Origin of the sequence: Candidatus Angelobacter sp., assembly GCA_035607015.1 — a bacterium.
Lineage (GTDB): Bacteria > Verrucomicrobiota > Verrucomicrobiia > Limisphaerales > AV2 > AV2.
The window spans coordinates 1-13,159 of sequence record DATNDF010000506.1 but is presented as its reverse complement, the minus strand read 5'-3'; the positions used below and the strand labels follow the sequence as shown (position 1 = coordinate 13,159).

Here is a 13,159-nt window from a genome sequence, read left to right as displayed (position 1 = left end):
AGTGGCGCGAAGAAGAAACTGGACTACACTTACGATTACCAGGGGAGAAGGATCCAGAAGATTGTCTCGACGTGGAACGGGAGCGCGTATGTGGCGGCGAGCACGAACCGGTTTCTGTATGATGGATGGAACCTGATCGCGGAATTGAACAACACGAATGGAGTGATTCGCAGTTACCTCTGGGGCCTGGACCTGAGTGGCAGTGAACAGGGAGCCGGAGGTGTGGGCGGACTGCTGGCCATCAAGCCGACGGGCACGAACACGTTGTTCGTGGCGTATGACGGGAACGGGAACGTGACGGGATTGATTGACGCGACGACGGGGACGACCACCGGGAATTTCGAGTATGGCCCCTTTGGAGAGACGATCCGCCTGACACCCAACGCGAACAATCAATCACCGTTCCGGTTCTCGACGAAATACACGGATGATGAGAGCGACATGGTTTATTATGGTTATCGTTCCTACAACCCGAACACGGGAAGATGGCTCAGCCGGGATCCTGTTGGGGAAAACAATGGCGCTGATCGCTATTTGATCGTTAACAATAGCACGGTCAACACGATCGACTACCTGGGACTTTTAGACGCGAACCAGCAGACGGTTTTATACTGGCTCCAAGTCGCAAAGGAGAGGGTGGGAAGTGGCCAATCGGACGCCGTAAAAACAACAGACTTGGACAAGCTTCTGGACAACCTTGGATCGCTAGTGCCCAACATAAATGTCGTTGTCGATGCGAACAGAGTCGGAAACAGAGGCGCGCTGTACATCTTCAAAACACATACCATGTATATCGGAACGGTGCTGAGTAGTCCCCAAACCATGGTCCACGAAATGATTCATGCCCGCAACGATTTGGTCTTTCATTGGCCAGATACGTACGGGGACTTGGCGGATCGGTGGGATGAAGGGATGGCATATTTTGGAGAGCGATTTTTGAACGTTAATCAGGAGTTCGTATGGGCGATGGAGAGACGCATAAAACAGGTCGGAGAGCTAGCCGCCAAGAGTTTCCTTGAAAGGAATTGGCCTAATCTTTGGTCTCAATATGGCAATATGCCGTCTACAGCATGGGGCACAGGTGCCTATGACCTGACCCCGTTGGTGGGACACTTCATAACTGAAGTTCTGCCGGTTCTTATTCTTGGTGTTGTATTATTGTCCTAAATCAACGTTCACATCCTGCCACTCGGGCATCTCTTTCTGCACGGCTCCAGCCAGAAACGCCAAGTACTGTGCGGATTTAGGAGCTAGAAGATGCGCAAAACCGTTTCTCAGGTTGAAGTTCACTTCCAATTGTCCGTTCGTTCTTTGCTCGCTTCACGCTTCCGAGTCACGGCTCTCCCATCTTCCGATGATCGTCCACTTGGTCGATTGTCGGGAGGTAGAACAACGATTCCCGATGTCGAGAGCTCGGAACCTTTCAGCACTCATTTCGGAGCGTCGCTCGGCGTCGGAGCCTCAAAAGTTGCTTCGCGTGCGACACGTTCCTTGAAGTCCGTGACCTTTCCATCGTACCCAATAGTCACATACCACACAGGTTGATCAAATCCCTTCTTGTAAATGAATTCGCACATTTTCGTGCGATCATCGGGATAAAGCCTGACTAAAGGACTGCTCTCCGGCCATTCCTTCATGCTACCTTTCTCCTCAAGAAACTTCAGTGCCACCTCGTTCAACTTCTTAATTGACCAGAAACTCCCGTTCTTGAGGACTATGACGATCGCATCAGCACTCGGAGCATGATTCTTGGTGTCTTTATCGGCCACAAGAACAAGCGTCGTCGTCAAAAGCAAAAGCCCGAACCTATTGATATTCGATTTCATATGAATAACTTTTCACTCTTACTTCAGTTCATAACATTTCCCAAGTGCCTTCGTAAGGGCATCGAGCGCCTTGGCATACTCATTCGCTAGACTACTGGCACGTCTGCACGCAGTGGATCCTGGTTCGCCTCCATAAACTTGGCAGTCATAGGCGCTTCCTGTTGCATATGCTTGCAGCCAGTAGGCGATTCTCATTTCGCCTTCGATCACTCCTTTGACGCATTCGGCCTTCGGCCTTGACATGCAGGTACGAACGCTTCAAATGAAGTATATCTCACCTGCGTCAGACTGAACAGCCAAACGCCTTGCCCGCCTCGTGGCACTGTCCCGGTTAACCACGAGTGTTGTGGGAGGCTCTTTCACTCTGCACACCCGGATCGCTTCCGGTCATGGCTGCGACCGCCCCGCTATGTCGCCCAAGGTTATCAAAGACGCACGATCGCCAGTCAACCAGGTCCGTGTCACGAAGGGCGGCGAAGCGGCCTTGGTCTCGTAGGTCGGGGGCTTCCCCCCATCGACAGATCGCAGAAACCAGCGACAATAGGGCTGAAAAATATCGGATTTGTTTATGGTAACTTTGACAATTGCGGGAGTGCGTTCCTTGATAATGCAAGCAGCCCAGCCGGGACTACGTCTGGGCATGGTTCTTTTGGCGACCACTCCCGATTGGGTAATCTGGTCTCCATGAGACTTCATTTGAAGAGTTTTATCTCTTTGGCCGCTTTGGTCGTTGCCCGGCCTTTCTCGCTCTGGGCGGGCGATCCCTCCGTGGTCGGTCAATGGTCGAGCGTCCTGCCGTGGCCTGCGATTCCTATCCACGTGCACCTCCTGAAAACAGGTAGCGTGCTCACCTGGCAAACGGGCCCGACGGCGAGCGTCTGGGATCCAGTGACGGGATTGTTCACTTCTGTCCCAAATCCGTGGGTGGACCTCCTGTGCGCCGGGCACACGTTCCTGCCTGATGGCCGATTCATCACACTTGGCGGGTGGGACCGGACAAGTGGGTTGGGGCTCACCGAGGTGGACTTGTTCGATCCGGCTGTTCGGTCCTGGAGCCAGGCGGCGCCAATGACATACAAGCGCTGGTATGCCACCTGCACCGTCCTTCCCGACGGTCGCATCCTCGCGACCTCCGGCGATCAGAATTGGTACGACGACATTGCGGCCATTCCCGAAATCTACGATCCTGTCGTGAACACCTGGACTCCACTCACACAAGCGTCTAATGCACTGCCGGTGTATCCGTTTATGTATGTGCTGCCCGACGGCCGGCTGATCTCGGTCGGTACATCGGAAGTGGCGTCAGACACCCAAGTGCTGGACCTGGCCACTCAGACATGGACCATTCTGGATAACCGCGTGATTGAAGGCGGCAGCGTGGCGATGTTCCAGCCGGGAAAGTTCATGAAGGCCGGTTCGGCATCCGACGATGGCCTTCCGGGTTTATCGGTGGCCACCGCCTTCGTCTTGGATCTGACCCAGCCCAATCCGGCGTGGAGACCGACCGCCTCGATGGCCACCCCCCGGTCTTTTCTCAACCTGACCATGCTGCCCGATGGAAATGTTCTTTGCACCGGTGGAGGGACGGACCGAACCGGCTTCGACACCAACCACGCTGTGCTCTCCGCGGAAATGTGGTCGCCGGTGACTGAGGCATGGACCACGCGGTCCAGCATGCAAACGCCGCGGTTGTATCATTCCACCGCACTGCTCCTTCCGGACGCGCGGGTGCTGGTGGCGGGTGGCGGCGGAGATCTCGATGTTGTAGACCAACTCTCGGGGGAAGTCTTCTCGCCGCCGTATTTGTTCAAAGGTCCACGGCCGACAATTACCGCGACGCCCTCGACGCTGTCCTACGGTAGTAATTTCCTGGTAACCACGCCGGATGCCTCGATCATCTCGTCCGTGTCGCTCATCGGCCTCGGGTCGGTCACGCATTCATTCAACCAAAACCAACGTTTCCTCAACTGCGATTTGCAGGTGGCACCGGGGGGGATCAACGTCCGGGCGCCGGCCAATTCGAAGTTGGCTCCGCCTGGTTACTACTTGCTTTTCCTTGTCAGCAGCAAGGGTGTGCCGTCGGTCGGGGCTCTCGTGAACCTGCCCGTCGTACTTCCTTCTCCCCACATTGACTCCTTCACCGTGGTCGGAGGCCGGTTGGTCCTCAGGAGCACGGGCCCAGCCAGAGCCTCCTGCACATTCCTGATGGCGACAAACTGCGCGCAGCCACTGAACACTTGGACGCCGGTGGTGACCAGTGCTTTTGATGCCACGGGGCAACTTGCCTTCACCAACGCCTTGGATCCGGCCATGCTGGGCAAATTCTACCGGCTCCGCATGCCTTGAGGCGCCTGCATTTTGTTTTCTGTTGGCGACCGGCCGCGCCTCGATTTGGTGGACATCGTTGGAGTGATACGTGAGCCGCGTAGCCGGACTGACTTTACATTTGCAGGGAATGTCGGTGTTGGATTTGGCAATTCCTAACAGAAAAGTTTCGGATTGGGGCGGAACGGTGGCGTGAGAGGGTAAAGAGCAAAGCGCAAATACGGTCAATAAAGGCGGACCTGGAACCCACTTCTGCCAAAACGATCCGAAATGCTCTGACTAGGTTCAAGCATCTCACCGCCCCGACCATTCTACTGTCTCTTTTTTTCAGAAACCCAATGACCAAACCGGTCTTTTGGAGTGTCAGCGCCTTCGGGGTGAATCAAATAGACAGTGTTATGCGAATGCGCCCAGGCTTTCACCAGGTTGCTGCGCGGGAAGACGCGCCGGATCTGCTGCCGTGTTCCGGGATCGTTGACCACGACGTCGCCCTCGTTTGTGAAGCCAACGCAAACAACGATGTGGCCATCGGGCCCTTCGCGCGGTGGCGCGCCTTTCAAGATTGAGTTGGCAACCGACAGCGCGACCGGCAGGTCGCTGGTGATCCAGTCTTCCAGCTCCGAGACATCGCTAAAGCGGCTTACACACGCGCGTATTCCAGGGAATGAACCAGCATAAGCGGTGTTGAACGGCCAGTTGCCGGTGCCGGGCCAGTTCGGGTCGAAAACCTCCGCAGCCACTTGGGGCACGGACCGGTTCAATTCAGGGCGATTCAATTTGTCGGCCCAGTAAGCCAGGATCATCGAGGTGGCGGTGGGACTGCACCACGACTGTTCGCCTTCGGAATAGTCGAGTTGCGATCGTTGGGGCACGGTGATGATTTTTCCCCAGGCGGCGTGATTGGGCGGGAGGGCCGGCGGATCGTGCCTCGTGTCGGAAAAGCAGAGCCCGAGAAATTTTACCGGTGGGCGAAGCGCGGCTCCGCGACCATCAACAACGAGTTTTATTTGGACCCGCTCGCACGGTAATTTCAATCTGAGTGTGTCAGTGAGTACTTCGCCATCACCGTCGCTTTGGCCTTTGACGCTCCTTCGCTGATGATTTTCCAGGTCATCCGACCAGACTCCCATCGTGTAAAACCTGGTCGAATGCCCGGGATAGATGGCGCGCGCTTCTATTCTGAGATCCGCTCCCCCGGCCGCGTCGGTGTTCCAAGAGACGATGAGCTCGTCCCACTTCATGTCGGAAATAATTTCGGGCGAAACGAACATGGTTTCGTTCGTCGATTCGCCCGCGCTTTTCGTGAAGCGGGAGAAGTCTTCAAGGCCGACGAATTGCCGTCCATGATGCGGCGGGCCGGCGGGCAGCGGTTCGAATGGAAGAACCAGCAGGACAGCCAGCCAACGAGTGTGTCGCAGTGTCATATCGGGCGGCGTCACCATCAGGGAACCGGCGCGGCATGTTCGAGCGCGAGGGTCCAGGTGAGCGCAATCAACCCGGCCAGTGCGCCGCCGCAAATGATGTTTGTGGCCGTGGCCAGAAGCTTTTTCTGTGGGACCAAAGCCATCACTGCGCCGAGCGCTAATCCGCCAATGAAACCGCCGAGATGTGCCGTGATGTCACTGGCCGGGTTGAGTCCCAGGAGCGTGAACAGCATGACGCCGCTGATTGCGCCGACGAAAATGTAATTCGATGACATGCGATTTTTAAATCTGAGCGACAGCGATTGGATGGCCAACAGTCCAAGCCCGCCCATGACAACGCCGGAGGCGCCGAGGCCGTGATAAGGATGGGTGTGCACCAGAAAACTCGCGATATTCCCAAAGGCACCCGCCGCGCAAGCGGCCAGCAATGCGCAAGCGGGGCCGTAGCGTCCCATGGCCAGGCCGATCACCGGGAGGCCGATTGTCAGATTCGCCATAAGATGGGCGAGGTCGAAGTGGAGCATGGTTGCAGTGAAGAGCCGCCACCACGATCCCTGCGCAACAGCGACGCTGTCCATCGAGCCGGCGGATTCAAGACGCGACCCGGAAGCGGTATTCAACCAGTGAAAGGCAACGAGGGCGAAGCACCACGCGAGAGCACCCCAGTGGAACGTGATTTCCGGCCAGGGCATCCTCTGTCTCCAGCTCCATCCGCGGTTTTCGATTTGGTACTGGCGCAAGGTTGACAGGGCGCGCGAACGTGTTTGTGGATCAACCAGGAGCACCCAACTGCCGTCGGACTCCTGAATGACGGTCTCGATCCCCTGGCTGATCAGCACCAGACTCCAGTCCATCGCCTGGCGGCGGCTGCGCGCCGGGATGATTGACAGGGTAGATTCCGCGCTTGTCATGCAGAGCTGATTTTGTTAATGCCCGGTGTCAAAGATGGCTGTTTTGGACTGAAAGTATGCCATTACTCAAAGTTGGCAACGTCCGATTGGCAGCGCTCTCACTTTCTGCCCGGCTCCCCGCGCATCGCGTCCTTCTCGCCCCGACTTGTGGAATCAATTATGCTTTGAATCGCTGCGACGCGGGCGAGGCCGGTCTTCGTGGCCAGGCGCCTCGCATCGAACGGACAACCGGTGTAAATGTGAGTTATGAACGTAATTCAACCCAATTGCCGGGTTCAGTTCACGGCGGAAGACGTTGACTTTATCGTGCTGGCGCTCGGACCGCGCGCAGGTTCCGCCGAGACGCTGGTCAAATTGCTGGCCGACGAAGACACGCGCGACCTGATTCTGGACGACGAAATCCTGCTTCGCGCGTTGCTGGAGCAACGCTGCTGTCTGAAGGTCTCGACGCATTTTTATTTTTACGTGCTCGTCCGCCACGTGTTTAAACGTTCCGGCATCGGAGACCGCGTGGTGGCGGACTACGTTGCCGAAGTGCTGGCGGAGTATTCGCGGATCGAGAGCGCGCGTTGCGTCGTGCCGGGAAGGCCGGAACCACTGGACTACTTTTTTGAAATGGTAAGCGCGTTGCAGACGGCGGATGACCCAACCGCTTTCTGTATCCGCACCCACATCGGCAACCATTCGCTGTTTCTCTCGGGCGTTTTCCCGGAGCGGATTCGGTATCGTGCCGAACACAAGGGCGCACCCGACCTGAAATATTACGAAGAACTCGGCCGGGCAAATTTTCGCGCCGCAGGCGGCCACCGGCTGGCCAAAAAATACGACTTGGACGCGGTCTTCGACACTCTGGCCGAGCGGTTCCGCATGACGCGATTGGCGTTGAACGGCCTCGCCGACCGGCTCTTGTCAATTGGGGACGCTGATTTCCCGATGAACAAATTGTTTGGCCATTTGAGTCAAACGGAATGATACGGCACATCGCGCCAGACCGGAAGACCCGCCGCCTTCATTGCCCTGCGCGTTGCGCCGGGATTCTTCTGGAGGACGACCTGCCAGCCCCGGTCCGAGGCGGTCTCCAGATTTTCCGGCCGGTCATCAACGTAAAACAATTCGCCACCCCGGCAGCCGGTTTCGTGCTCGACCACCTCGTACAGTGAAGCGTGGGGTTTCATCGTGCCGTGCTCGTATGACAGAATGTAGCCGTCGAAACGGCTGAAGAACGGAAAGTTTTTCCGAATGTGACCGACGGCAAGCTCATTGGTGTTTGAGAAAATAAACGTCGGAACCGCCGCGGCCCGCAGCCGGGCGTGCAACTCCACCATGGGCCCGATCGGAGCAAAAATATCCGCGAAAAATTTGCTGAACTGATCGAACGATCCGGAAAATCCCGCGGCTGATTTCACTTCGGCAAAGAATTCCTCACGGGTGATCTGCCCGGTCTCGAATCGAAACAGCAGCGGGGAATGGTCAATGAATCTTTGCACGGCGTCAGCGGGCAGCGTGCCTTGCGCCGCGATTCTCCGCGCCGCCAGGCTGTAATCGAAATCCACAAGGACCTTGCCGAGGTCGAAAATGACGACCCGGGGTCTGGCGGGGCTACTTGATTTCACGTCGTCCTTCCAGCGCGCGGCTCAATGTCAGTTCATCAGCGAATTCGAGCCCGCTTCCCGCGGGAAGTCCGTGCGCGATGCGTGTCGTCAGCACGCCTTTCGCAGCCAGCCGTTTGGCCAGATAGAAACTCGTCGCGTCGCCTTCGACGTCTGTGCCCAGCGCGATGATAATTTCTCGGATCGGCTCTTTTGACAGCCGCGATTCGAGTTCGGCGATCCTCAAATCTTCCGGCTCGACGCCATTGAGCGGCGAAATCCTGCCACCGAGCACGTGATATTTGCCGTGGAACGCCCCGGATTTCTCGATGCTGATGACGTCGGTCGGTTGTTCCACCAGGCAGACAATGGACCCGTCGCGGCGCGGATCATCGCACACGGCGCAGGGCTGGCGTTCGGTCAACGCGCCACAAGTTCGGCAGGAGTGGATTTTTTCACGCGCTGTCAAAATCGCCTGCGCAAGCTGCCGGACGGAATCCGCCCCGGCTTGCGCGAGGTGAATCGCGATTCGTTCCGCCGAGCGCGGCCCGACACCGGGTAATTTGTTCAGCGCGGCAATCAATACGCTGACAGGCTCGGGAAGTGAAGGCATGGGGAGTGTCGCGCGTCGCGCATTTCTCGGGAGGGGGCGGCCGCGGACAGCGCATTGTTGCTTACATCAGACCCGGCAGGCTGAAACCGGAGGTGACCTTGCCCATTTCGGCGGTGGATATTTCCTTTGCCTGGCCCAGGGCGTTGTTGGCCGCGGTGATAATCAGGTCTTCGAGGAGCTGGGTATCGGCCGGATTCATCGCCTGCGGATCGATCGTGATCGCGGCAATGGTGCCGTCGCACCGGGCAACGACCTTGACAGCGCCGCCGCCACTGGTGGCTTCGACCGTTCGCGCCGCCAGTTGCGCCTGCACTTCCTCCATCTGCCGCTGGATGCGCGTTGCCTGCTTCATCAATTTTCCGATGGTGGACATAACGAGTTATGGTTGCTGATCAAATCTTGCCATCACGCCCGTACTTCGACTATCTGGCCTTTGAAAACTTCCAGCGCCTTCTGAATCAGGGGATCGTTCTTGAAGTCGTCCTTGGTGAACGGAACAGGCCCGGGTCTGGACTTGTCCTGAGAGGGCCGGGGCTTTTCTTTGGAGGTCCCGGAAACCGCGGGTCGGTCCGGCGCGGCAGGCGCAGGCGGCGGGACGGCCGGGGCAGGTTGCGTCGGGCGAACCCGGTCCGCCGACGCTTTGATGAATTTTACCTGCGCATCTGAGAATCCAAATTCACTGAGTTTGGTCTGGACGAGCGTCCGGTTCTTCGCGCTGTCCACCAGTTCGAGATGATCGGCAAACTCAGGATCGAACCCGACTATCAGCAGGCGGTTGTTGAAGGAGACCGGATGCGCTTCCAGCAGATAGCTGCGCGCGAACGGACTCGCCCGGCCTACCGCGTCCACCACGTTGCGCCAAAGCTCGTCCAGGTCCGGTCCGGCGGCAGCGACCGCGCCGGTCACGAACGCCGCTGGGGCGGTGACCGGGTCAGCCGGGCGGGCTGGTGTGGGAGCTTTGGGAATGGAGACGGGGGCGTGCGTTGGAGCCGGCGCGTCAACGGCGGTCGTCGCAGCATCACCACGCAATTGTTGCAACCGCTGAAGAACCGTGTCCAGACTGGTGGCATTGCGCGCTTCAATGGCTTTCAGAAGGGCGACTTCAACCAGGATTTTCTTCGACGCCGCGTCGCGCAGGCGGATTTCGTAATCCGTCAAAACTTCCATGATGCGCGTCAATGCGTCGCTGGTGACGCCATTCGCCTGCTCGGACAGCGACGCCTGTTCGGTCTCGGAAACATCGAGCAGTTTGAGGTCGCCCCGCGAGACCCGAAAAATCAAAAGATTCCGGAAATGACCCAGCAAATCCGCCAGCAGTCGCGCGAGGTCCTTGCCGTGGTTGGCCAGGTCGTTCAAATGCCGCAATGCGGCCTCCACTTCTGCAGCGAGAATCGCCCGGGATAAATCAAGAATCTGGTTCTGTGCCGCCAGGCCGAACATTGACAGTACGTCGTCTTCCGTGATGGCTTCGCCACAGAAACTGATGAGCTGGTCGAGAGTGGATTCCGCGTCGCGCATTCCGCCGTCGGCGCCCCGGGCGATGGCGTGCAACGCGGCTTCGTTGACGCTCACTTTTTCCTGCCCCGCAATAAGGGCGAGATGTCTGACAATCAGCGCGGTCGGGATCCGCCGTAGATCAAATCGCTGGCAGCGGGAGAGAATCGTCGGCAGCACCTTCTCGGGCTCCGTGGTGGCGAACATGAATTTCACATGAGCGGGCGGCTCCTCCAGCGTTTTTAGCAGAGCGTTAAACGCCTCCTTGGTCAGCATGTGGACTTCGTCAATGATATAGATTTTGAACCGGGACGCCGCGGGCGCGTACTTGACCGTGTCGCGCAGTTCACGGATTTCTTCGATGCCGCGGTTGCTCGCTCCATCGATTTCAATCACATCGAGGGACCGGCCTTCGGCGATCTCGCGGCAACGGGGATCGGCGTCGTCAAAGTCCACTTTTGGTCCGCCCGTGCAGTTGAGGCATTTGGCGAAGATGCGGGCGATCGTGGTTTTGCCCGTGCCGCGCGGGCCGCAGAACAGGTAGGCGTGGGCGGTGCGGCCTTGAGCGATGGCATTGGCCAGCGTCTGTGTGACGTGCTCCTGACCGACCACATCACGGAAGCGCTGTGGCCGATATTTTCGCGCAATGACCTGATACGACATGATGCCGGTTGGTAATCTCTTGAGCGTCCGGATGCGGACGGTCCGCAGGGCTGCGGCTGCCTTTTCGCGCGCCGAAACCCGGAAAGCAAAAAATGCCAGGGTGACCACGGCGGATGCGAAGCAAACTGCCGTTGCTGCCTTCCGGCCCTCGCGGGGTTCATAAGTCCGCATTCCATGGGCCCTGGCAAAACCGCTTACGAAACCTAAACCATCGGCTCCATTCTCAGCAAGAATTAAGTGGCTACATTGCGCTTGCGTTTCTCAAACGCGTCGGTTATCTGGACTTCGAATCAACGTCAGAATGTTCCCAAAGGCCGGCTTTGTTCATCGCGGCAACGACCTTTATGGAAGTCAAAGTCCAATGTTCCTGCGGGACACGCTATAAATTCGATGTTGAGCCAATCCATGGTCAACTGCCCGGCCCCGTCGGCTGTCCGACCTGCGGCGCGGACGGGACGGCTGCGGCGAACGCGATCATTCAACAGGCTTTGAGCGGTCAGTCGAGGACATCCGCCGCTGCCGACGTCCAAACTGCGGCTTCCGACAGACCCCGGATCCGGTTGAGCATTCCTGCTCAAGGACCAGCGCACGCAGCCTCATCCGAGTCGTCCCCGATTCAGTCTTCAAATTTGCAGGAACCTGTGCGAACGCCCTCGCCACTGGCCGCAGTCGCGTCCCGGTCGGTGGCTCAACCATCGGTTGCCAAAGGGAGGTTCGGCTTGGGCATTTTGGGCGCGGCTTTGGGGACTCTGATTGGCGTCGGCATGTGGCTTGGGATTTTTTACGCCACGGAATGGGGCACAAGGTCCTTCATAAAGCTGTTGGCGATAGGGGTCGGGTTCATGGCTGGTTTGGGAGCGCGCCTGCTGGGGCGCGACGAAGGAAGCAAGGAACTGGGTTCCATTACTGCGGCAATCGCCTTTCTTGGCATTTTCGCCGCCCAGTACCTGATTGCCAAAGAGCAGGTGGTCGGGACTTACAAGAAAGCCATCAACCACGAATATGAAGCGCGGGTGGATTATGCGAAGAAAGCCGTGAAGGAAGTCCCCACGGGCTCAGAGCAGGAAATCCGGCAGTTTTTGGTGAAGGTATCCGCCGAGGACGGCGAACGAATAAAGCCCGGGGACGTCGCCGCTGAGGACGTTCAGGAATTTCACGACAAGGAATTGCCCGAGTTGCGCGATTTGGCGAACGGCAAAACCACGAAGGCCCAGTACAACAAGAATCTTGGCGCGGACGATCTGGAAGAAAACAGCGGCATTAAAATGTTTCTGGCGCTCCGTGGATTGGGAGCATTTACGATTGGAGCAATGATTCTGGCCCTGGGGACGGCTTACAAAATGGCGGCTACCAACGCCTGAAGGTGTCGGCATCTGGGGCCGCAATCGGAGTCCTTTTGCCCGCGTCTGAAGTGACCTCGCAAATGCTCGAGCTCGCCGGCAAATTCTTGTTTCCATTCTCTCCGTTGAATTCTAAAGTCACGTCACTCGTTTGAAGCACTCGAATCGCTAATTCTATGGCCGAAGATAAGTCCGTCGTCCAAAAGGTCGAAGCCCCGCCGCTGACCCCGCTCAACCTCAAGCCGCGACTTGCGTCCACTCCGCGTGGCACTCCGAAATATCCGGTCAAAGTCAAAAACGGCGCCGGAAGGGAAGTGATCCTCGCCGACCCTCGTGCGACGCGCGCCCTGGTCGCGTTGATGGACGTTCACGCCGTGAACGGCGGCGCGGCCTGTCACTGGGGGGGGCCGGCCGCATTCGCGGAAATCATGGCGGCGATCCATGGCGTGATGTTTTCGGTGCAGGGACGCGAATGGCATGAAGCGTTCAATTTCGTGAATGACGCGGGACACACCGAAAACGGCATTTACGCTCTTCGGGCCAATTACGGATTCGGTGGCCTGACTTTCGAAGACCTGAAAGCCTTCCGCAGCATCAAGAGCCAGTTGACGGGTCACGGTGAGTCGCATTTGAATCCCGAGGGCGTGCTGCTCAGCAACGGGCCGCTCGGTTCCGCGCTTCCGCAGTCGCAGGGGCTGGCCATCGCTGACAGGGTGGCGGGACGCGATCGGGTGACAATTTGTACCGTGAGCGACGGTGCTTCAATGGAGGGCGAAGCCAAAGAGGCGTTTGCCGCGATTCCCGGACTGGCAGAGAAAGGCCGCGTGAATCCCTTTGTGCTTGTGATATCGGACAATGACACGAAACTCTCCGGCCGCATCACCAAGGACGCCTTTTCGATGGAACGCACGTTCGCCGCAATGGGCGCCCTGGGCTGGCACGTAATCGACGTGCGCAACGGCCACGACCTGCAG

The 13,159-nt window shown here is 58.0% G+C and carries 12 protein-coding genes and 1 other RNA gene; 5 read left to right on the top strand and 8 right to left on the bottom strand.

Annotation, left to right across the window (positions count from 1 at the left end; all coding sequences use genetic code 11):
- Positions 1-1,167: RHS repeat-associated core domain-containing protein (locus VN887_20470; GenBank protein ID HXT42394.1), on the top strand; the 1,167-nt coding region annotated here is incomplete at its 5' end.
- Between the two features lie 263 nt (positions 1,168-1,430).
- Here the strand turns inward: VN887_20470 and VN887_20465 are convergent.
- Complete coding sequence (locus tag VN887_20465; GenBank protein ID HXT42393.1) at positions 1,431-1,826, bottom strand: hypothetical protein; 396 nt, start codon at positions 1,824-1,826, stop codon at positions 1,431-1,433.
- Positions 1,827-2,510: 684 nt separating this feature from the next.
- Between VN887_20465 and VN887_20460 the strand changes: the two genes are divergently transcribed.
- Positions 2,511-4,172, top strand: coding sequence for a galactose oxidase-like domain-containing protein (locus VN887_20460; GenBank protein ID HXT42392.1), 1,662 nt, complete (start codon positions 2,511-2,513; stop codon positions 4,170-4,172).
- Between the two features lie 290 nt (positions 4,173-4,462).
- On the opposite strand, the gene VN887_20455 is transcribed toward VN887_20460, so the two are convergent.
- Together VN887_20455 and VN887_20450 are read right to left on the bottom strand one after the other, a co-directional pair.
- A complete protein-coding gene (locus VN887_20455) occupies positions 4,463-5,575 on the bottom strand; it encodes a C39 family peptidase (GenBank protein ID HXT42391.1) in 1,113 nt (370 codons plus the stop codon).
- A 17-nt stretch (positions 5,576-5,592) separates the two neighbouring features.
- Entirely contained in the window at positions 5,593-6,486 is an 894-nt protein-coding gene (locus VN887_20450; protein HXT42390.1) for a rhomboid family intramembrane serine protease, read from the bottom strand.
- Between the two features lie 246 nt (positions 6,487-6,732).
- Between VN887_20450 and VN887_20445 the strand changes: the two genes are divergently transcribed.
- Entirely contained in the window at positions 6,733-7,458 is a 726-nt protein-coding gene (locus tag VN887_20445; GenBank protein ID HXT42389.1) for a hypothetical protein, read from the top strand.
- Here the strand turns inward: VN887_20445 and VN887_20440 are convergent.
- The 5 genes from VN887_20440 to ffs all read right to left on the bottom strand — a co-directional run bounded on the left by VN887_20440 (position 7,446) and on the right by ffs (position 11,032).
- Positions 7,446-8,099: an HAD family phosphatase gene (locus VN887_20440; GenBank protein ID HXT42388.1), complete on the bottom strand. Its 654-nt coding sequence runs from the start codon at positions 8,097-8,099 to the stop codon at positions 7,446-7,448. The genes VN887_20445 and VN887_20440 overlap by 13 nt on opposite strands.
- Positions 8,086-8,688, bottom strand: a complete 603-nt coding sequence (gene recR / locus VN887_20435) for a recombination mediator RecR (GenBank protein HXT42387.1) — start codon at positions 8,686-8,688, stop codon at positions 8,086-8,088. The genes VN887_20440 and recR overlap by 14 nt, the downstream gene beginning before the upstream one ends.
- A gap of 61 nt (positions 8,689-8,749) precedes the next feature.
- Positions 8,750-9,061 carry a YbaB/EbfC family nucleoid-associated protein gene (locus VN887_20430; GenBank protein ID HXT42386.1) on the bottom strand — a complete coding sequence of 104 codons (312 nt, stop codon included), beginning with the start codon at positions 9,059-9,061 and terminating at the stop codon, positions 8,750-8,752.
- Between the two features lie 32 nt (positions 9,062-9,093).
- The gene (gene dnaX, locus VN887_20425; GenBank protein HXT42385.1) at positions 9,094-10,845 is read right to left on the bottom strand and encodes a DNA polymerase III subunit gamma/tau; all 1,752 of its coding nucleotides are present in this window, start codon (positions 10,843-10,845) and stop codon (positions 9,094-9,096) included.
- Between the two features lie 90 nt (positions 10,846-10,935).
- Positions 10,936-11,032: signal recognition particle sRNA small type (gene ffs, locus VN887_20420), an RNA gene on the bottom strand.
- Positions 11,033-11,486: 454 nt separating this feature from the next.
- Between ffs and VN887_20415 the strand changes: the two genes are divergently transcribed.
- Entirely contained in the window at positions 11,487-12,206 is a 720-nt protein-coding gene (locus VN887_20415) for a hypothetical protein (protein ID HXT42384.1), read from the top strand.
- A 155-nt stretch (positions 12,207-12,361) separates the two neighbouring features.
- Positions 12,362-13,159, top strand: a 798-nt coding sequence (locus VN887_20410; protein HXT42383.1) for a thiamine pyrophosphate-dependent enzyme, incomplete at its 3' end; no start/stop codon positions are given.

Excerpts from the sequence above, each read along its gene's own strand:
- VN887_20430 (HXT42386.1), bottom strand. The coding sequence starts at position 9,061 with ATGTCCACCATCGGAAAATTGATGAAGCAGGCAACGCGCATCCAGCGG.
- VN887_20460 (HXT42392.1), top strand. The coding sequence starts at position 2,511 with ATGAGACTTCATTTGAAGAGTTTTATCTCTTTGGCCGCTTTGGTCGTT.
- dnaX (HXT42385.1), bottom strand. The coding sequence starts at position 10,845 with ATGTCGTATCAGGTCATTGCGCGAAAATATCGGCCACAGCGCTTCCGT.
- recR (HXT42387.1), bottom strand. The coding sequence starts at position 8,688 with ATGCCTTCACTTCCCGAGCCTGTCAGCGTATTGATTGCCGCGCTGAAC.
- VN887_20455 (HXT42391.1), bottom strand. The coding sequence starts at position 5,575 with ATGACACTGCGACACACTCGTTGGCTGGCTGTCCTGCTGGTTCTTCCA.
- VN887_20445 (HXT42389.1), top strand. The coding sequence starts at position 6,733 with ATGAACGTAATTCAACCCAATTGCCGGGTTCAGTTCACGGCGGAAGAC.
- VN887_20450 (HXT42390.1), bottom strand. The coding sequence starts at position 6,486 with ATGACAAGCGCGGAATCTACCCTGTCAATCATCCCGGCGCGCAGCCGC.
- VN887_20465 (HXT42393.1), bottom strand. The coding sequence starts at position 1,826 with ATGAAATCGAATATCAATAGGTTCGGGCTTTTGCTTTTGACGACGACG.